The organism is Pseudomonas sp. LA5, assembly GCF_028640825.1.
Classification (GTDB): domain Bacteria; phylum Pseudomonadota; class Gammaproteobacteria; order Pseudomonadales; family Pseudomonadaceae; genus Chryseomonas; species Chryseomonas aestiva.
Genome location: NZ_JAQYZY010000049.1, coordinates 43,432 through 61,513, shown reverse-complemented (window position 1 = coordinate 61,513; position 18,082 = coordinate 43,432). Strand labels below are relative to the sequence as shown.

Below are 18,082 nucleotides of genomic sequence, written 5' to 3'. Positions count from 1 at the left end.
TATGAATGTCCTGATCGTCGATGACGAACCCTTGGCGCGCGAGCGTCTGGCCCGTCTGGTGGGGCAACTGGACGGTTATACCGCCCTGGAGCCAACAGCCACCAACGGTGAGGAAGCCCTCGCTTTGGTCGAAAACCTCAAGCCTGACATCGTCCTGCTCGACATCCGCATGCCGGGTCTGGACGGCCTGCAGGTGGCCGCGCGACTCTGCGAGCGCGAATCGCCGCCCGCGGTGATCTTCGTGACCGCCCACGACGAATACGCGCTCGACGCCTTCCAGGTCAGCGCCGTGGGCTATCTGGTCAAGCCGGTGCGGCAGGAAGACCTGGCCGCTGCGCTGAGCAAGGCCCAGCGTCCCAACCGGATGCAGCTGGCTGCCCTGACCAAGCCGCCGGCCAGTGGAGGCCCGGGTCCGCGCAGCCACATCAGCGCGCGCACCCGCAAGGGCATCGAGCTGATCCCGCTGGACGACGTGGTCTACTTCATCGCCGATCACAAGTACGTGACCCTCAGGCATTCCGGCGGCGAAGTGCTGCTGGACGAGCCGCTCAAGGCGCTGGAAGACGAATTCGGCGAGCGCTTCGTGCGCATCCATCGCAATGCGCTGGTTTCCCGCGAGCGCATCGAGCGGTTGCAGCGGACGCCCCTGGGTCACTTCCAGCTGTTCCTCAAGGGCATGAACGGCGACGCCCTGACCGTCAGCCGCCGCCATGTGGCCGGTGTGCGCCGCCTGATGCACAGCATCTGACACGTTCATGGGCCGACGACCGGTGCGCAGCGCAAAAGCGGCGCCGGTCGATTTGCTATCATGGCCGGCAATCTGACGTCCTGACGTGCCGGTAATGCCCATGCCCCGCGAAATTCGTATCGCCACGCGCCAGAGTGCCCTGGCGCTCTGGCAAGCCAACTTTGTCAAAGACCGCCTCGAAGCGGCGCATCCGGGTCTGCGGGTAAGCCTGCTGCCGATGATAAGTCGTGGAGACAAGCTGCTTGATGCGCCGCTGGCCAAGATCGGTGGCAAGGGCCTGTTCGTCAAGGAACTGGAAAACGCCCTGCTCGACGGCAGCGCCGACATCGCCGTGCACTCCATGAAGGATGTCCCCATGGAGTTTCCTGCAGGCCTCGGCCTGTACGCCATCTGCGAGCGGGAAGACCCGCGCGATGCCTTTGTCTCCAATCGCTACAGCGGTCTTGCCGAATTGCCCCGGGGCAGCGTGGTGGGGACGTCCAGCCTGAGGCGCCAGGCCCAGTTGCTGGCCTTGCGCCCGGATCTCGAGATCCGCTTCCTGCGCGGCAACGTCAATACCCGGCTGGCCAAGCTCGATGCCGACAACTACGACGCCATCATCCTGGCCGCCGCCGGACTGATCCGCCTGGGCTTCGCCGCGCGCATCCGTGAATACCTGACTGTCGAGGACAGCCTGCCGGCAGGTGGCCAGGGCGCCGTGGGCATCGAGTGCCGGACCGACGATGCCGAGGTCCATGCGCTGCTCGAACCCCTGCACCATTTCGACACCGAACGCCGGGTCGCTGCCGAGCGCGCCCTGAATCGCCGTCTCAATGGCGGCTGCCAGGTGCCTATCGCCTGCTATGCCGTGCAGCAGGGCGAGTTGCTCTGGCTGCGCGGTCTGGTCGGCCAGCCCGATGGCGGCCTGCTGCTGCGCGCCGAGGCCCGCGGCCCGCTGAACGATCCCGCCACCCTTGGCGTGGCGGTGGCCGAGGACCTGCTCGCCCAGGGCGCCCAGGACATCCTCGATGCCGTCTACGGGACCAGCGGCGCATCATGAGCGGCTGGCGGCTGCTGCTGACCCGGCCGGCGGAGGAGAATCCACCGCTCGCCGCCGCCCTGGCCCAGGCGGGCATCGCCACTGCCAGCCTGCCCTTGCTGGACTTGCAGCCGCTGGCGGAAACGCCCGCACAGCGCTCGCTCTGGCTCGATCTCGATCGCTATGCCGCCGTACTGGTGGTGAGCAAGCCGGCGGCTCGTCTGGGTCTCGCCGCCCTCGATCAGTACTGGCCGCAACCGCCGCTGCAGGCCTGGTTCGCCGTAGGTGCGGCCACCGCCGCCGTGCTCGAAGGCTATGGGCTGCTGGTGCACCACCCCCAGCGTGAGGACAGCGAAGGCCTGCTGGCGCTGCCGGCCTTGCAGGAAGCCCTGCAGCGCCCGGAGCCCGAGGTGCTGCTGCTGCGCGGCGAGGGCGGCCGCGACCTGCTGGTCGAAACCCTCACCGCCCGCGGCGCCCGCGTCGAGGTGCTCGAACTCTATCGCCGCCAGTGCCCGCAGTACCCCGCAGGGCAGGTCCTAGAGACCCTGGCAGCGGAACGCCTGAATGCCATCATGGTCAGCAGTGGGCAGGGTTTCGCGCATCTGCAGGCCTGTGCGGGTGCGGATTGGCCCGCGGTGCGTCGTTATCCCCTGCTGGTACCCAGCGCCCGTGTTGCCGAACTGGCTCGCGCCAGCGGCTGCGAACTCATCATCGAGTGCCAGGGCGCCAGCGCCAGTGCCTTGATCGCCGCGCTTGCCCATCACCATCCGGATTGACCCTACAAGGAATTCCCGTGAGCGAAACTCAAGCCCCCCGCGCCGACGACGTCTCTCCCGATCCAGTCGTGACCCCTGCCTCGCCGCCGCCACCACCGCCACCGGCAGGCGTGCGCCGCAAGGGCTCGGGCAAGGCGTCCGGCCTGGCGCTGCTGGCCCTGCTGGTAGCCGCCGGTGGCCTGGGCGTCGGCGGCTGGAGCGTCTGGCAACTGCAGCAGGTGCGTCAGGCCGAGCAGAGCCAGGCCGCCCAGGCCGAGGATCTGCGCAGCCAGCTGCGCCAGCTGGAAAACCGCAACCAGGCGTTGAGTGCCGATCTGGGCCGCCTGCCCTCGGCCAACGAGCTGGAAGAGCGCCGCCGTCAGCTGGCCGAGCTGCAGGGTGACCAGCAGCACCTCGCCGAGCAGTTCAAGGAGGTGGTCGGCCAGAGTCGCCAGGCCTGGCGACTGACCGAAGCCGAGCACCTGCTGCGCATGGCGACCCTGCGCATGACCGCGCTACAGGATGTGCCCAGTGCCCAGAATCTGCTGCAGGGCGTCGATGACATCCTCAAGGCGCAAAACGATCCGGCCGCCTTCAACGCGCGTCAGCAGGTGGCCAATGCCCAGCAGACCCTGCGCCAGTTGCCCGATCTGGATCGTACCGGGCAGTTCGTCCAGCTGGCCTCGCTGCGTAACCAGGTGCAGAGCCTGGAGCCCCTGCCGCCACGCTTCTCCACCACGGTGGCCGACCAGCCCGGCGTGGAAAAGGCCGCGGTCCCGCCGAGCAATGCGTTGCAGCAATGGTGGCAGGATTTCCGCCAGCGCATCTCCAGCTACTTCCGCATCGACTTTTCCGCCGATCAGCCGATCCGTCCGCTGCTGGCCGAGGAGTCCCTCGCCCAGGTGCGCCTGGCCATGAGCCTGGCGCTGGAGCAGGCGCAGTGGGCCGTGCTCAACGGCAATCAGGAGGTCTATCGGCTCTCCATCGAGCAGGCCGAAGACGTCCTCGCCGCGCACTTCAACAACCAGAATCCCGACAGCCGTGCGGTCAAGCTGCGTCTGCAGGAGCTGGCCGAGCGTCCGGTCACCTTCGAAGCGCCTGACCTGACCCCGGCCCTGACCGCGCTGCAGGCCTACATCGCTCAGCGTCAGCAAATCCAGCCGAACAATGCCGCCGCCGGCGCGGCTCAGGAGAATCGCCCATGAAGCGCCTGTACCTGCTGTTCCTGTTCGCCCTGCTTGTCGGCCTGGGCGTCGCCGTGGTGCTGGCCAAGGAGCCGGGCTACGTCCTGCTGTCCTACAGCAACTTCCGCTACGAATCGAGTCTCTGGGCCTTCCTGGCCATGCTGGTGGCCGCCTGGCTGGCGCTCTACATCCTCAAGCTGGTGCTGGGCGCCCTGGGTCTGACCGGCAAGGTGCTCAATCCCTGGTCGCGGCACAATCGCCAGCGCCGCCTGGAGCAGGCTCGCCACAAGGGGCAGCTGGAACTGGCCGAAGGCAACTGGAGCGGTGCCCTCAAGCATCTGAAAGGCGCCGCCGAGCACGCCGACCAGCCGCTGTTCGTGCTGCTGGGTGCTGCCCGCGCCGCCAACGAGCTGGGTGACCTGGAAGAACGGGATCGCCTGCTGCGCCAGGCCCGCGAGCGCGAGCCCCAGGCCGAACTGGCCATCGGCCTGCAACAGGCGCGAATGCAGATCGACCGGGGCCAATACCTGGAAGCCCGCGACAGCCTGGCGCCGTTGCAGGCCAAGTATCCGAAGAATGGCGAGGTGCTGCTGCAGCTGCAGCGCCTGCAGGTGACCCTGCGCGACTGGCCGGCGCTGATCGCCCTGCTGCCGCAACTGCGCAAGCAGCAGGTGCTGCGGCCCCAGGAGCAGGATGACCTGGAACGCAAGGTCTGGATCGCCACCCTCGACGAGGTTCCCGCCCAGGGCGCGGAATCGGCGGTGGATGCCCAGTGGCAACAGGTGCCCACGGCGCTCAAGGGCGATGCTGCGGTGGTACTGGCCTATGCCCGTCAGCTGCGCGCCATCGGTCGCGACGATCTGGCCGAGGAGGTGCTGCACATTACCCTCAATCGCCAGTGGGACGAGCGCCTGGTGGAGCTCTATGGCCAGCTGCGTCCGCGCGACGCCAGCCGCCCGCTGCACCATGCCGAGGGCTGGCTCAAGGATCGACCCCAGGACGCGGTGCTGCTGCTGGCCCTAGGCCGGCTGTGCATGAACAACCAGCTGTGGGGCAAGGCGCGCGAATATCTGGAGCGCAGCCTGGCGCAGCGGCCGTCCGCGGTCACCGCCGGTGAACTGGCCCGGGTGGCCATCCAGCTGGGCGATGTGAACCGCAGCCAGCAGCTCCTGCAGAGCCAATGGCGCGAGTCCGACGCCTCTTCGCTGCCGACGCCCAGGGTCTGACGGCACGCCTCGTCTGCCCGGGTCCTTGAAAGGTGCCCGGGCTTTCACTACCGTAACGTCCCAATTCCCTGTTGGAGACGGCGCGTCCGTGACTAGTCCCCGCTTCATCTTCCTGTTCATGGCCGCCACCTGCGCGGTGCTCATGGGCGTCGGTCTCTATCTCGAACACGTGGTCGGCCTCGAACCGTGCCCGCTGTGCGTCATGCAACGGATCTTCTTCATCCTGGTCGGGGTGGTGGCGCTGATCGCCGGCATCCAGGCACCGGGCAAGCGTGGGCGGCGCATCTATGGCGTGGTCCTGCTGCTGCTGGCCGCGGCCGGTGCCGCCACCGCCGGCCGCCAGGTCTATCTGCAGACGGTCCCGGCGGAGGAGCTGGCAGCCTGTCTGCCGAGCCTGGACTACATGATGCAGGCGCTGCCCTTCCAGGAGATCATCCGCCTGGTCCTGCACGGCACCGCCGACTGCGCCGAGGTCAACTGGACGCTGTTTGGCCTGAGCATCCCGGAATGGAGCCTGCTGGCCTTCGTGCTGCTCATGGCCCTGAGCCTGGTCAAGGTCTTTCGCCGTCGCTAGTGTGGTGTTTCTGACGTTCGCGCAAGAATGGGCGAGTGAGTTTCGTTCGGTTCGGCGCCCCGAGTGGGCCGGGTGCCGGACGAGTCATGGCAGGGCTGTGGCGGGAGTGGCAGCGACGTCCAAGACGGTCCGCCGCTGCGGACAAGAAGCGCCGCCAAAACTGTGTGGTTAACTTCTGAAACGCCACTTTGGCCTTTCTCCGAGCAACGGCACTCGCCTGGCGAGACGATGTCGGTATAGTTCCTGATAACCCCCGGGCGCCTGCGCCCGGACCGTCTCGCCCGTATAGAGAGCTGCCGTCATGCTAGAAACCTGCCGCAATGCCCAGGAACGCTGGGGTGGGGTCCACCAGCTGATCGACCGCTGGCTGATTGCCCGCCGCGAGCTGGTGACCGCCTACGAAACCCTGGACATGGAGCCCCTGCTGGGTCCGGTGCGCGAGGTCGGTGAACTGGAGCGACTCTGCGACATGCTGGTCGACTACATGTCCACCGCGCATTTCGAGATCTACGAGCAACTGGTGGCCGAAGCCCGCGAATTCCAGGACGAGCGCGCCATCGAGTTCGCCGACAGCGTCTATCCGCGCCTGCAGGCGCTGACCGACGCCGCCCTGAACTTCAACGACAGATTCGAGCGCGGGGCCTACCGGGACCCGGGTCTGCTGACCATCGAACTCAAGCTGCTGGGCGAAACCCTGCGCGAGCGCTTCGAGCTGGAAGACTGCCTCATCGAGGTGCTGCACACCTCGCACCAGCAGCCGCGTCTGGCTTCGGTCTAGACGCGGATCATCCGCGCCGCCTCGGCCAGCAGGTCGAGGTCCGCTGCGGCTGCCTCGCGCGGCGCCAGCGCGTGCAGCCAGTCCCCGTGATCCTCTGACTCGCGGCACGGCCAATGGCCCGCGAGTCGCGCCAGACGCGCGAGCTGTTCGCGTTCCGCCGCCAATTCCAGTCCCTTGAGCTGCTCGCGCAGTGCCGCCAGGCTTTCGTCCGCGCCGGACGCGGCCTTCCAGGCCTGCCGTAGCTGGCGCAGTGGACGCACCACCGTGTCCTGCCAGTGCTGCGAGGCGCGCTGCAGCCGCATCAGGCCGTCACTGTCGAGGGCGCAGGCGCGCCGATCCAGCCAGAGCGCCGTCAGCACCAGGCAGACATCGGCGCCAGCCTCCTGCAGACGCAAACAGGCGCCTTCCACGCCGGGCCGGGCGTATACTGCCAACGCGAATTCCCACAGGTCCTCTTGCATGTCCGCCTCCCCGTTCGTGGGTGGTGGAGCTGCTACACTCCGCCGCCATGATCCGACTACAGAACCTTACTCTACAGCGTGGCCCCCAGCGTCTGCTCGAAAGCGCTGAGCTGACCCTGCATCCCGGCCAGAAAGCCGGTCTTATCGGTGCCAATGGTGCCGGCAAATCCAGTCTTTTCGCCCTGCTGCGCGGCCAGCTCGGTGCCGACGCCGGCGACTGCCACATCCCGGCGGCCTGGCGCATCGCCCACATGCGCCAGGAGGTGGACACCCTGGAGCGGCTGGCGGTGGACTATGTGCTGGATGGCGACATCGACTTGCGCCGCATCCAGCGCGAACTGGCAGCCGCCGAAGCGGCCCAGGACGGTAACGCCCTGGGTCGGCTGCACGCCGACTTCGAGGCCGCCGACGGCTATACCGCCGATGCCCGGGCGCGCAAGCTGCTGGCCGGTCTGGGCTTCACCGCCGCGCAGATGGAACGCCAGGTCGGCGATTTCTCCGGTGGCTGGCGGATGCGCCTGAACCTGGCCCAGGCGCTGATGTGCCCTTCGGACCTGCTGCTGCTCGACGAACCCACCAACCACCTGGATCTGGACGCCATCCTCTGGCTGGAAGACTGGCTCAAGGGCTATCCCGGCACCCTGATCCTGATCTCCCACGACCGCGACTTCCTCGATGCCGTGGTCGATCACGTGGTGCACCTGGACCAGCAGAAGCTGGTGCTCTATCGCGGCGGCTATTCCAGCTTCGAGCGCACCCGCGCCGAACGCCTGGCGCAGCAGCAGCAGGCCTATGACAAGCAGCAGGCCCAGCGCGCCCACATGGAGAAGTACATCGCCCGCTTCAAGGCCCAGGCCACCAAGGCGCGCCAGGCACAGAGCCGGATCAAGGCCCTGGAACGCCTGGAAGAGCTGGCGCCCGCCCATGTCGACTCGCCCTTCGAATTCGTCTTCCGCGAGGCGGACAAGCTGTCCAGCCCGCTGCTCGACCTCGCCGAAGGCCGGCTCGGCTATGGCGAGACCACCGTCCTGCACCCGGTCAAGCTGCAGCTGACGCCAGGGGCACGCATTGGCCTGCTCGGCCCCAACGGTGCCGGCAAGTCGACCCTGATCAAGACCCTGGCTGCCGAGCTGGAACCTCTCGGTGGCCGCCTGCAGCGCGGCGAGAACCTGGCCATCGGCTACTTCGCCCAGCACCAGCTCGATTCCCTGGACGCCAAGGCCAGTCCGCTGCTGCACCTGCAGCGCATCGCCCCCGGCGAGCGCGAGCAGGGTCTGCGTGACTTCCTCGGCGGCTTCGACTTCCGCGGTCCGCGCTGCGACGAGGTGGTGCTGAATTTCTCCGGTGGCGAGAAGGCCCGGCTGGCCCTGGCGCTGATCGCCTGGCAGAAGCCCAACCTGCTGCTGCTGGACGAACCCACCAACCACCTGGACCTGGACATGCGCCTGGCGCTGACCCTGGCGCTGCAGGAATTCGCCGGGGCGGTGCTGGTGGTCTCCCACGATCGCCATCTGCTCAAGAGCACCACCGACGAATTCCTGCTGGTGGCCGATGGCAAGGTGCAGGCCTTCGACGGCGACCTGGACGACTACAGTCGCTGGCTGGTGGATTTCCGCGCCCGGCAGGAGCCCGTGTCGGACGGCGACGCGGCGGTCGACAAGACCGATCGCAAGGCCCAGCGCCAGGCCGCCGCCGCCCTGCGCCAGCAACTGGCACCGCTGAAAAAGGCCGCCGACAAGCTGGAAGTCGAGCTGGGCAAGCTGCAGGAAAGGCTCGCCACCCTGGAAGCCCGCCTGGGTGACAGTGGACTCTACGACGCTTCCCGCAAGGAGGAGCTGCGCCAGGCGCTGGCCGACCAGGCCACGGCCAAGACCCGCGAAGCCGAGCTGGAAGAGCAGTGGCTGGAGGCCCTGGAGCGGCTGGAAGGTCTGCAAGCCGAACTCGAGGGGGCCTGATGACGCAGTGGCTGTACACCTGGCTGCCGGGTTGGGGCGACTACCTGCTGGTGGCCGGTCAGGTGGCCCTGGTGCTGCTGCTCGGCTACGTGCTGCAGCGCATCGTGGCCCGCGCCGTCACCGGCCTGGGCGAACGCTATCCGCTGCCGCCGCAGATCGTCCTCGGGCTGCGCGGCGTCCTGCGCTGGCTGATCATGGGCAGTGCCATCCTGATGGCGCTGGAGCGTTTCGGCGTCTCCGCGGCGGTGCTCTGGACGGCCATTTCCGGTTTCGTCGCGGTGGCCGCGGTGGCCTTCTTCGCCATCTGGAGCGTGCTTTCCAACCTGTTCTGCGCGGTACTGATCTTTACCGTCGGCCCCTTTCGCCTGGGCGATCGCATCGAGGTGCTGGACGCGTCGGACAAGCCGGGCATCAAGGGTCGGGTGGTGGCCATCAACATGCTCTTCGTGACCCTGCAGGAACTGGACGACAACCAGGAAGCCACCCTGGTGCAGATCCCCAATACCCAGTTCTTCCAGAAGTCGGTCCGCCGCTGGCGCGATGCCGACGGCTCCTTCGATTTCCATCTCGACAGGTGAATTCATGAGTCTGCAGGTCTGGACCGGTTTCTTCATTGCCTGCTGGATGATCAGCCTCTCGCCGGGGGCGGGCGCCGTCGCCTCCATGAGCGCAGGCGTCAACCACGGTTTCCGGCGTGGCTACTGGACGGCGCTGGGCCTGCAGCTGGGCCTGGCGCTGCAGATCGCCGTGGTCGCCGTGGGCGTCGGCGCCTTGCTGGCGACCTCGCAGCTGGCCTTTACCCTGATCAAGTGGTTCGGCGTGGCCTATCTCGCCTACCTGGCCATCCGCCAATGGCGCGCCGCGCCGCTGGACCTGGGTGAGCAGCTGGTCGGCGAACGTCTGCCGCCGCGAATCGGCGCCCTGGTCATGCGCGGCTTCCTGGTCAACGTGAGCAACCCCAAGGCGCTGATCTTCCTGCTCGCGGTGTTGCCGCAATTCGTCGATCCCCACGTGCCCCTGGCTGCGCAGTATCTGCTCATCGGGGTGACCATGGTCACCGTCGACCTGATCGTGATGGCCGGCTACACCGGTCTGGCCGCCCGGGTGCTGACCCTGCTGCGCACGCCAAGGCAGCAGCGCATCACCAACCGGGTGTTCGCCAGCCTGTTCCTCGCCGCGGCGGCGTTGCTGTCCACGGTGCGCCGCGCCGCGGTCTGAAGCCGGGCGCTACCAGACCACCGACTGGCCCTGCCAGTCCCAGAAGCTGCCGGTCTCGGCCGGCGTTCGTGCGGCCAGCACCTCCAGCAGCCGTGCTGCCGCATAGGCTGGGGTGAACAGCCTGTCGGCCGGTACCCGGGCCTGGAAGGGCCGGGACAGCGCCGTGTCGGTGGTGCCAGGGTGCAGGGCCAGCACGCAGCTCTGCGGATTGAGCCGGGTGAGTTCGATGCTGGCGCAGCGCAGGCCCTGGTTGAGTGCGGCCTTGGCCATCCGGTAGCCATACCAGCCGCCCAGCTGGTTGTCGCCGATGGAGCCGACCCGCGCCGAGAGCGCGGCGATCTGACAGGGGTGCTGGCCCTTGAGCAGCGGCGTCAGCTGGCGGATCAGCAGCAGCGGCAGCACGGCATTGGCCAGATAGCTTTCCAGCAGTCCGGCCTGGTCCACCTGCGCCAGACTCTTCTCGGCGCGCGCCCGTGCGCCCTGCAACAGCCCCGAGGCGCACAGCAGCAGATCCAGGCGGGGCGTCTCGTCAGCCAGACGGGCCGCCAGCTCGGACTCGGCCAGCGGATCGACGTCGAGGCGGCGCAGCCGCGGGCCATGGCGCCGCTCCAGCGCGGCCAGACCGGCATGCCCTTCGGCCTGACGGGCGCAGGCCCAGACCCGCGCGACGTCGTCGCGGGCCAGCAACTGGTCGCACAGGGCCAGACCGAGGCCGCCGGTGGCGCCATACACCAGGACCTGGGCGGGCTGCTCCAGGCGTTGCCAGAAGGTCATGGGAGACTCCAGTCAGATCGCTATCCCTGTCGGACCGCGCCGCCACGCTGGGGTGCGCCGCCGCGGCGCGGTATCCTGGGCTTTTGCCGGAGAAATCCCCCGTGATCCTGTGGATCGATGCCGATGCCTGTCCGCGCGCCGCCAAGGAGCTGGTCTGCAAATTCGCCCTCAAGCGCAAGCTGGAGGTGGTGCTGGTGGCTGGCCAGCCACAGATCAAGCCGCCCTTCGCCTGTGTGCGCCTGGTGGTGGTGCCCAGTGGCCCCGACGCCGCCGACGACCATCTGGTCGAGCAGGCGCAGCCCGGTGACCTGGTGATCTGCAGCGACATTCCCCTGGCCGACCGGCTGGTGAAGAAGGGCGTGGTCGCCCTCGATCCGCGTGGTCAGGAATTCGACGAGCGCAACATGGGCCAGCGCCTGGCCATGCGCAATCTGATGACCGATCTACGCGACCAGGGCCAGATGGGCGGCGGCCAGGCCGGCTACGGCGAACGTGATCGCCAGGCCTTCGCCAATGCCCTGGATCGGCTGCTCACCCGCCTCCAGCGCGGCGCTGCTGGCTAGGCACGGAGCCTCGCCTAGGCCGGGACGGCGGCGAGGGCGGGTTGCTGCAGCCAGCTGCGCAGTTGCGGCAACGGCATGGGCCGGCCGAACAGATAGCCCTGCATGAAGTTGCAGCCGTTGGCCTGCAGGAACTGACGTTGCTCGCTGGTTTCCACCCCTTCGGCGACCACGTTGAGGCCCAGCTTGTGCGCCATGGCGATGATCGCCGCGGCGATGGCCATGTCATTGCTCTGCTTGGGAATGGTGCGGACGAAGGCACGATCGACCTTGAGCGAATCCACCGGCAGCCGGCTCAGATAGGCCAGGGATGAATAGCCGCTGCCGAAGTCGTCGATGGACACCCGCACGCCCAGGGTACGGATCTCGCCGAGTACCTCGACGGCCACGTTGAGACTGTGCATCAGGGCGTTCTCGGTCACCTCGAGGATCAGCGCCGACGCCGGCAGGTCCTCGGCCTGCAAGGCCCGGGCGATGGCTTGGGGCAGCAGGCGATCGCTCAGATTCAGTGCCGAGCAATTCACCGAAACGCGCAGCTCCGCATGACCCTCACGGTGCAGCTGGGCGAGATCGGCGCAGGCCTGGCGCATGACCCAGCCATCCAGGTCGGCGATCAGTCCGGTTTCCTCGGCGACGCGCACGAAGCGTTCGGGGCTCAGTGGGCCCAGGACCGGATGCTGCCAGCGCACCAGCGCTTCCAGGGCCACCGCAGCACCGTCCGGATCGACGATGGGCTGATAGGCCACATGCAGGCCACCCTGGGCCAGCGCATGGCGCAGGTCCATCTCCAGGCTGAGCAGGTCGTCGGCATCGCGTTGGAGGTCGGTGGTGAATCTCTGGCTGCGATTGCGTCCGCTGCGCTTGCAGTGGCCAACCGCAAGGCCCGCACTGCGCAGCAACTGGCCGGCGTTGGCGCCGTCCTGGGGATAGTGGGCGATACCCAGGCTGAAGGTCATGGCGATGCGCTGCCCGGCCAGCTCGAAGGGCGGGCGCAACTGCTCCAGCAGGCGCATGGCCAGGGGCTGGCTGTCGCCGCGCTGGCCGAGCGGCAGCAGCAGGCTGAATTCGTCGCCGGCATAGCGGGCCAGCGGCAGGTCGTTGTCGAGCACCGCACGGATCCGCTGCGCCATCTGGATCAGCAATTCATCGCCGAGGGCGTGGCCGAGGCTGTCGTTGATGCGCTTGAAGTGATCGATATCCAGCATCAGCAGGGCGAACTGCTCTCCGGTGCGTGCCTGGCCGATGGCGCGGTCGACGGTCTGGATGAAACTGCCGCCGTTGAGCAGGTGGGTGAGGGGATCGTGCAGGGTGATCTGATCGAGGGTGGTCGAGACCCGCTCCAGCCGCAGGCGCTGGGCATTGAAGCGTTCGCCGGCCCAGGCGGCGAGCAGGCCGACCATGATGATGAACAGGGTGCCGAGGGCGATGCCCATGCCCAGCTCCAGGTGCTGATTCACTTCCGCCAGGCCGTCGGGTTCGAAGCCGATGGGCACGGCGAGGGTGAGGGCGGCCATGCCGGTAAAGTGCATGGAGACGATGGCGAAACCCAGGACCAGGCTCCCCAGCAGGCGCAGCCAGAGGGTCCTGAGGCCGGTCCTGCCGCGCAGGCGGAAGGCCAGCAGCAGGGCGCCCAGGGAGGCCAGGCTGGCGACCACCACCGAGACCATCACCAGCAGCGGATCATAGAGCTGTATGGCGACCGACTGCATGGCCAGCATGCCGGTGTAGTGCATGGTCGCGATGCCCAGGCCGGCGGCCAGGGCCGCGAGCAGGTACTGCGGTGCGGTCAGGGACTCGCGCCCGATCAGGTGCATGACCGTGTAGGACACCACGATGGCGATCAGCAGCGAGGCCAGGGTCTGTAGGGGCGCATAGTGCACATGGATGCCGATCTTGAACGACAGCATGGCCAGGAAGTGCATCGACCAGATGCCCCCGCCCAGGGCGACGGCGCCGATCAGCTTGGCCAGCTCGCTGCTGCGGCGGGAGCGACTGTTGGTCACCCAGTCGGCCATGGCCAGGGCGGTGTAGCCGGCGGCGCTGGCGATCAGGTACGCCAGGACCACGAGCAGGCTTTCGTACTCGTTGGCGGCCAGGATCTGATGGCCGGGAGGCAGCAGGGTGGAGAAGTTCAGCATGCTCTATCGCCAGCGTGCACACGAGGTTTCGGGAGAGGTTGATGCTCAGGGCATCGGCAGCGGTAGCCGGGCCTTTAATTCGTTCGATGGACGTACCGGTTAGGGGGCTGCCTGCCGTCAGGCCTTGGGCGTGCGGCTGCGGCGCCACAGCCAGAGCAGCAGGCCGATCACCACCAGGCCGCCCAGCACCATCAGTTCATACCGCTTGAGATTGCCCAGCACTCCTTCGAGGACGGCGCCGAAGTGAAAGGCGGCATAACCCAGCACCGTGGCCCAGACGATGGCGCCGATGCCGTTGAGGATAAGGTAGCGCGCCGGCGGATAGCCCGACAGGCCGATCGCCACCGGCATCACCGTGCGCAGGCCGTAGACGAAGCGAAAGCTCAGCACCCAGAGATCCGGATGGCGCCGGATGTGCGCCAGCGCCTTTTCGCCGGCGGCTTCCCACTTGGGTTTGCGCGCCAGCAGCTTGCGCCCATGGCGCCGGCCGAGGAAGTACCAGAGCTGATCGCCGGCATAGCTGCCGCAGAAGGCGACCAGGATGACGGTCTGGATGTTCATGTAGTCGCGGAAGGCCAGGAAACCGGCCAGTACCAGAATGGTTTCGCCCTCGAAAAAGGTGCCGAGAAAAAGGGCGAAATAGCCGAAATCGTGGAGGAATTGTTGGAGCATTCGGCGCTACACGAGGTGAATAAAGATGGCGCAGCCTACCCCGGTTGGCGTCTGGAAAGAAAGTGTGACGGACTTCCGTCCGCCGGGTGCCAGGCGGTCAGGCAGGGATTTCGCTGCGACCCTGTGTCACGCCGGGTCCAGCCGGCGTCTGCCTTGGATAGCACCTATAGGCACTCCATATTGTCATCTGCTGTTACCAATCGGTCATGATTGTGGCCTATAACCCATCACACTGACCCGTGATCCGGGTCTGGGAGTCGATCGTGAGTTTTACCCCCATCAACCGTAGCTACCCTGCCACTCGCATGCGCCGTCAGCGCCGCGACGAGTTTTCCCGTCGCCTGATGCGCGAGCATGTGCTGACGGTGGATGACCTGATCCTGCCGGTCTTCGTGCTCGATGGCGAAGGCCGTCGCGAGGCCATTCCCTCGATGCCCGGCGTGGAGCGGCTGTCCATCGACCTGCTGCTGGAAGAGGCCGCCGAACTGGTGGCGCTGGGGATTCCCGCGGTCGCGCTGTTCCCGGTCACGCCCACCGAGTGCAAGTCGCTGGACGGCGCCGAGGCCTACAACCCCGACGGTATCGCCCAGCGCGCCACCCGTGCCCTGCGCGAGCATTTCCCGGAACTGGGGGTGATCACCGACGTGGCCCTGGATCCCTTCACCACCCACGGCCAGGACGGCATCCTCGACGAGCGCGGCTACGTGCTCAACGACATCTCGGTCGAGGTGCTGGTCAAGCAGGCGCTGTCCCATGCCGCTGCCGGGGCCCAGGTGATCGCCCCGTCGGACATGATGGACGGTCGCATCGGCGCCATCCGCGCCGCCCTGGAAGACGCCGGCTATCACAACGTGCAGATCATGGCCTACTCGGCCAAGTACGCCAGCGCCTACTATGGACCTTTCCGTGACGCCGTCGGCTCGGCCGCCAACCTGGGCAAGGGCAACAAGGCTACCTACCAGATGGATCCGGGCAACAGCGACGAGGCCTTGCACGAGATCGCCGGCGACCTGGCCGAAGGCGCCGACTCGGTGATGGTCAAGCCGGGCATGCCCTACCTGGACATCGTCCGCCGGGTCCGCGAGGAATTCCGCGTGCCGACCTTCGTGTACCAGGTGAGCGGCGAGTACGCCATGCACATGGCCGCGATCCAGAACGGCTGGCTGTCCGACGCCGTGATCCTCGAATCGCTCCTGGCCTTCAAGCGGGCCGGGGCCAACGGCATCCTCACCTATTTCGCCAAACGCGCCGCCCAACAACTTCGCCAGGGGCCTTCGCGTTCCTAAGGAGCTTCAATGAGTAGCCAGGGTTTCGTCGAAACCGATCTGCAACAGCCCGTCACTGCCGAGTCTCTGGAGACGCCGGAGGAGACGATCGCGACAGACGTCGAGGCGCAGCCGTCCGCGCCCGTGCTCGAGGTGCCTGCCGCGCCCAGCGTGCCGGCGGCCAACGTGGACGACAGCAGCCTCTATATCCATCGCGAGCTGTCGCAGCTGCAGTTCAACATCCGCGTGCTGGAGCAGGCTCTCGACGAATCCTATCCGCTACTCGAGCGCCTCAAGTTCCTGCTGATCTTTTCCAGCAACCTGGACGAATTCTTCGAGATCCGCGTGGCGGGCTTGAAGAAGCAGATCGCCTTCGCCCGCGAGCAGGCCGGGGCCGATGGCCTGCTGCCGCACCAGGCGCTGGCGCGCATCAGCGACATCGTCCACGGCCAGGTGGACCGGCAGTACGCCATCCTCAACGATGTCCTCTTGCCGGCCCTGGCCGAGCAGCGGATTCGCTTCATCCGCCGTCGTTACTGGGACGTCAAGATCAAGGCCTGGGTGCGCAAGTTCTTCCGCGACGAGATCGCGCCCATCATCACCCCCATCGGCCTGGACCCGACCCATCCCTTCCCGCTGCTGGTGAACAAGAGCCTCAACTTCATCGTCGAGCTGGAGGGCATGGACGCCTTTGGTCGCGACTCGGGTTTGGCCATCATCCCGGCGCCACGCCTGCTGCCGCGGATCATCCGGGTGCCGGAGGAGGTCGCGGGCCCCGGAGACAACTACGTCTTCCTGTCCTCGATGATCCACGCCCACGCCGACGATCTCTTCCCCGGCATGAAGGTCAAGGGCTGCTTCCAGTTCCGCCTGACCCGCAACGCCGATCTCTCGGTGGACACCGAGGATGTCGAAGACCTGGCGCGTGCCCTGCGCGGCGAGCTGTTCTCCCGTCGCTACGGCGATGCGGTGCGGGTCGAGGTGGTGGACATCTGCCCGAAACACCTCACCGACTACCTGCTCAAGCAGTTCAATCTGGGCGAGAGCGAGCTGTACAAGGTCAACGGCCCGGTCAACCTGACCCGGTTGTTCTCCATCACCGGGCTGGACAGCCATCCGGAATTGCAGAGCGCTCCCTTCACGCCGACCATTCCCAAGCTGCTGCAGAAGAAGGACAACCTCTTCAACGTGCTGGGCAAGCTCGATGTGCTGCTGCTGCACCCCTTCGAGTCCTTCACCCCGGTGATCGACCTGATGCGCCAGGCTGCCAAGGACCCCAACGTCCTGGCGATCAAGCAGACGCTCTACCGCAGCGGCGCCAACTCCGAGATCGTCGACGCCCTGGTGGACGCGGCACGCAGTGGCAAGGAGGTGACCGCGGTCATCGAATTGCGCGCGCGCTTCGACGAGGAGTCCAACCTGCAGCTGGCCAGCCGCCTGCAGCAGGCCGGCGCCGTGGTCATCTATGGCGTGGTGGGCTTCAAGACCCACGCCAAGATGATGCTGATCCTGCGCCGCGAGAACGGCGAGCTGCGCCGCTATGCCCACCTGGGCACCGGCAACTACCACGCCGGCAACGCCAAGCTGTACACCGACTACAGCCTGCTGACCGCCGATGTGGCCCTCACCGAGGACGTGCACAAGCTGTTCAACCAGCTGATCGGCATGGGCAAGACCCTGCGCATGAAGAAGCTGTTGCACGCGCCTTTTACCCTGAAGAAGAACCTGCTGGAGATGATCAACCGCGAAGCGTTGGCGGCCAGCGAGGGACGGCCGGCGCAGATCATGGCCAAGGTCAACGGTCTCACCGATGCCAAGGTCATCCGCGCCCTCTACAAGGCCAGCCAGGCCGGGGTGAAGATCGACCTGGTGGTGCGCGGCATGTGCTGCCTGCGCCCCGGTGTACCGGGCGTGTCCCACAACATCCAGGTGCGCTCCATCATCGGCCGCTTCCTGGAGCACAGCCGCATCTACTACTTCCTCAACGGTGGCGACGAGAAGCTCTATCTCTCCAGCGCCGACTGGATGGAGCGCAACCTCGACATGCGCGTCGAGACCTGCTTCCCGGTGGAAGGCAAGAAACTCATCACCCGGGTCAAGAAGGAGCTGGAAGGCTATCTCACCGACAACACCCAGGCCTGGGTGCTGCAGGAAAACGGCAGCTACGTGCGGCAATCGCCGACCGGCAACCAGAATGCCCGCAGTGTGCAGGCGACGCTGCTGGAGCGGTTGGCCAGCCCGGTGGTGAATACACACTGAGGAAGTTTCGGGCCCATGCCGATGTGGGCCCTGGTCGATTTCGTAGGTTGGGTTGAGCGGGAGCGAAGCCCAACGTTGAGGGGCGCTTAATTCTGCGCCTTGAGTATTACGGTGCCTTAGCTACTTATCGCGCTTTGCCGGTACCTCTTGTTTCGCCCACCCGGGCGACTCACTTTTCTTTGTTTGCGCAAAGAAAAGTAAGCAAAAGAAAGCGCACCCCAACGTTTCGGCCCTCCGCTACGCTCCGGATACTCTCGTCCCGGCGCCGTGGCAGGGGCACGGCACGAAGGGGCTTCCTGTCCCTCGCGCCTTGCTCGGCGTCCTGCCTCGCAACCCCCGCCACGACACCGGAACTCGGCCTCACTGACGGGGACGGAGCACAAGCCTGAGGCTTGGGTGTTCACAGGTGTAGCGTGGAAAACCGCCTAGCGTTTTCCACTGGCGTGTGACGCAGATACCTGTGGACAAGGCTTCGCCGTTGTCCACGCTACGGGCTA

17 protein-coding genes are annotated in these 18,082 nt (G+C 66.9%); 13 read left to right on the top strand and 4 right to left on the bottom strand.

Features of this window, described 5'->3' with window-relative positions; translation table 11 throughout:
• Window position 1: 1 nt before the first annotated feature.
• From PVZ72_RS17110 to rsd, 7 genes are all read left to right on the top strand, one after another.
• Entirely contained in the window at window positions 2–748 is a 747-nt protein-coding gene (locus tag PVZ72_RS17110; protein ID WP_007161369.1) for a LytR/AlgR family response regulator transcription factor, read from the top strand.
• A 100-nt stretch (window positions 749–848) separates the two neighbouring features.
• Window positions 849–1,787 (top strand): hydroxymethylbilane synthase, encoded by a 939-nt coding sequence (gene hemC / locus PVZ72_RS17105; protein ID WP_133860447.1) that lies wholly within the window; start codon window positions 849–851, stop codon window positions 1,785–1,787.
• The gene (locus tag PVZ72_RS17100; RefSeq protein WP_273862557.1) at window positions 1,784–2,542 is read left to right on the top strand and encodes a uroporphyrinogen-III synthase; all 759 of its coding nucleotides are present in this window, start codon (window positions 1,784–1,786) and stop codon (window positions 2,540–2,542) included. The genes hemC and PVZ72_RS17100 overlap by 4 nt, the downstream gene beginning before the upstream one ends.
• Window positions 2,543–2,559: 17 nt before the next feature.
• The gene (locus PVZ72_RS17095; RefSeq protein WP_273862556.1) at window positions 2,560–3,726 is read left to right on the top strand and encodes a uroporphyrinogen-III C-methyltransferase; all 1,167 of its coding nucleotides are present in this window, start codon (window positions 2,560–2,562) and stop codon (window positions 3,724–3,726) included.
• Window positions 3,723–4,931 carry a heme biosynthesis HemY N-terminal domain-containing protein gene (locus PVZ72_RS17090; RefSeq protein ID WP_273862555.1) on the top strand — a complete coding sequence of 403 codons (1,209 nt, stop codon included), beginning with the start codon at window positions 3,723–3,725 and terminating at the stop codon, window positions 4,929–4,931. Before PVZ72_RS17095 ends, PVZ72_RS17090 begins: the two co-directional genes overlap by 4 nt.
• Before the next feature lie 88 nt (window positions 4,932–5,019).
• Entirely contained in the window at window positions 5,020–5,505 is a 486-nt protein-coding gene (locus PVZ72_RS17085) for a disulfide bond formation protein B (protein ID WP_133860451.1), read from the top strand.
• 301 nt (window positions 5,506–5,806) lie between these two features.
• Window positions 5,807–6,283, top strand: a complete 477-nt coding sequence (rsd, locus tag PVZ72_RS17080; RefSeq protein ID WP_133860452.1) for a sigma D regulator — start codon at window positions 5,807–5,809, stop codon at window positions 6,281–6,283.
• On the opposite strand, the gene PVZ72_RS17075 is transcribed toward rsd, so the two are convergent.
• Entirely contained in the window at window positions 6,280–6,744 is a 465-nt protein-coding gene (locus PVZ72_RS17075) for a TIGR02444 family protein (RefSeq protein ID WP_273862554.1), read from the bottom strand. The genes rsd and PVZ72_RS17075 overlap by 4 nt on opposite strands.
• A 47-nt stretch (window positions 6,745–6,791) precedes the next feature.
• On the opposite strand from PVZ72_RS17075, the gene PVZ72_RS17070 reads away from it, so the two are divergent.
• The 3 genes from PVZ72_RS17070 to PVZ72_RS17060 are packed head-to-tail and all read left to right on the top strand — an operon-like array spanning window position 6,792 to window position 9,917.
• A complete protein-coding gene (locus tag PVZ72_RS17070; RefSeq protein WP_273862553.1) occupies window positions 6,792–8,699 on the top strand; it encodes an ATP-binding cassette domain-containing protein in 1,908 nt (635 codons plus the stop codon).
• Window positions 8,699–9,277 carry a mechanosensitive ion channel family protein gene (locus PVZ72_RS17065; RefSeq protein ID WP_133860455.1) on the top strand — a complete coding sequence of 193 codons (579 nt, stop codon included), beginning with the start codon at window positions 8,699–8,701 and terminating at the stop codon, window positions 9,275–9,277. The genes PVZ72_RS17070 and PVZ72_RS17065 overlap by 1 nt, the downstream gene beginning before the upstream one ends.
• A gap of 4 nt (window positions 9,278–9,281) precedes the next feature.
• Complete coding sequence (locus tag PVZ72_RS17060) at window positions 9,282–9,917, top strand: LysE family transporter (RefSeq protein ID WP_273862552.1); 636 nt, start codon at window positions 9,282–9,284, stop codon at window positions 9,915–9,917.
• Window positions 9,918–9,926: 9 nt separating this feature from the next.
• Here PVZ72_RS17060 and PVZ72_RS17055 read toward each other — a convergent pair whose 3' ends face one another.
• Window positions 9,927–10,691, bottom strand: coding sequence for an SDR family NAD(P)-dependent oxidoreductase (locus PVZ72_RS17055; RefSeq protein ID WP_273862551.1), 765 nt, complete (start codon window positions 10,689–10,691; stop codon window positions 9,927–9,929).
• Between the two features lie 101 nt (window positions 10,692–10,792).
• Here PVZ72_RS17055 and PVZ72_RS17050 point away from each other — a divergent pair, with 101 nt between their 5' ends.
• Window positions 10,793–11,254 carry a YaiI/YqxD family protein gene (locus PVZ72_RS17050; protein ID WP_273862550.1) on the top strand — a complete coding sequence of 154 codons (462 nt, stop codon included), beginning with the start codon at window positions 10,793–10,795 and terminating at the stop codon, window positions 11,252–11,254.
• 14 nt (window positions 11,255–11,268) lie between these two features.
• Here PVZ72_RS17050 and PVZ72_RS17045 read toward each other — a convergent pair whose 3' ends face one another.
• Both PVZ72_RS17045 and PVZ72_RS17040 read right to left on the bottom strand, forming a co-directional pair.
• Entirely contained in the window at window positions 11,269–13,389 is a 2,121-nt protein-coding gene (locus PVZ72_RS17045; protein ID WP_273862549.1) for a putative bifunctional diguanylate cyclase/phosphodiesterase, read from the bottom strand.
• 117 nt (window positions 13,390–13,506) lie between these two features.
• The gene (locus PVZ72_RS17040) at window positions 13,507–14,061 is read right to left on the bottom strand and encodes a DedA family protein (protein ID WP_133860460.1); all 555 of its coding nucleotides are present in this window, start codon (window positions 14,059–14,061) and stop codon (window positions 13,507–13,509) included.
• Window positions 14,062–14,324: 263 nt separating this feature from the next.
• Between PVZ72_RS17040 and hemB the strand changes: the two genes are divergently transcribed.
• Complete coding sequence (gene hemB, locus PVZ72_RS17035; RefSeq protein ID WP_273862548.1) at window positions 14,325–15,347, top strand: porphobilinogen synthase; 1,023 nt, start codon at window positions 14,325–14,327, stop codon at window positions 15,345–15,347.
• Between the two features lie 9 nt (window positions 15,348–15,356).
• Entirely contained in the window at window positions 15,357–17,585 is a 2,229-nt protein-coding gene (gene ppk1 / locus PVZ72_RS17030) for a polyphosphate kinase 1 (protein ID WP_273862547.1), read from the top strand.
• Window positions 17,586–18,082: the final 497 nt, after the last annotated feature.

What these genes read in the sequence shown, in the direction of transcription:
- PVZ72_RS17110 (WP_007161369.1), top strand. Translation starts at nt 2, where the DNA reads ATGAATGTCCTGATCGTCGATGACGAACCCTTGGCGCGCGAGCGTCTG.
- hemC (WP_133860447.1), top strand. Translation starts at nt 849, where the DNA reads ATGCCCCGCGAAATTCGTATCGCCACGCGCCAGAGTGCCCTGGCGCTC.
- PVZ72_RS17100 (WP_273862557.1), top strand. Translation starts at nt 1,784, where the DNA reads ATGAGCGGCTGGCGGCTGCTGCTGACCCGGCCGGCGGAGGAGAATCCA.
- PVZ72_RS17090 (WP_273862555.1), top strand. Translation starts at nt 3,723, where the DNA reads ATGAAGCGCCTGTACCTGCTGTTCCTGTTCGCCCTGCTTGTCGGCCTG.
- rsd (WP_133860452.1), top strand. Translation starts at nt 5,807, where the DNA reads ATGCTAGAAACCTGCCGCAATGCCCAGGAACGCTGGGGTGGGGTCCAC.
- PVZ72_RS17075 (WP_273862554.1), bottom strand. Translation starts at nt 6,744, where the DNA reads ATGCAAGAGGACCTGTGGGAATTCGCGTTGGCAGTATACGCCCGGCCC.
- PVZ72_RS17070 (WP_273862553.1), top strand. Translation starts at nt 6,792, where the DNA reads ATGATCCGACTACAGAACCTTACTCTACAGCGTGGCCCCCAGCGTCTG.
- PVZ72_RS17065 (WP_133860455.1), top strand. Translation starts at nt 8,699, where the DNA reads ATGACGCAGTGGCTGTACACCTGGCTGCCGGGTTGGGGCGACTACCTG.
- PVZ72_RS17060 (WP_273862552.1), top strand. Translation starts at nt 9,282, where the DNA reads ATGAGTCTGCAGGTCTGGACCGGTTTCTTCATTGCCTGCTGGATGATC.
- PVZ72_RS17055 (WP_273862551.1), bottom strand. Translation starts at nt 10,691, where the DNA reads ATGACCTTCTGGCAACGCCTGGAGCAGCCCGCCCAGGTCCTGGTGTAT.
- PVZ72_RS17045 (WP_273862549.1), bottom strand. Translation starts at nt 13,389, where the DNA reads ATGCTGAACTTCTCCACCCTGCTGCCTCCCGGCCATCAGATCCTGGCC.
- PVZ72_RS17040 (WP_133860460.1), bottom strand. Translation starts at nt 14,061, where the DNA reads ATGCTCCAACAATTCCTCCACGATTTCGGCTATTTCGCCCTTTTTCTC.
- ppk1 (WP_273862547.1), top strand. Translation starts at nt 15,357, where the DNA reads ATGAGTAGCCAGGGTTTCGTCGAAACCGATCTGCAACAGCCCGTCACT.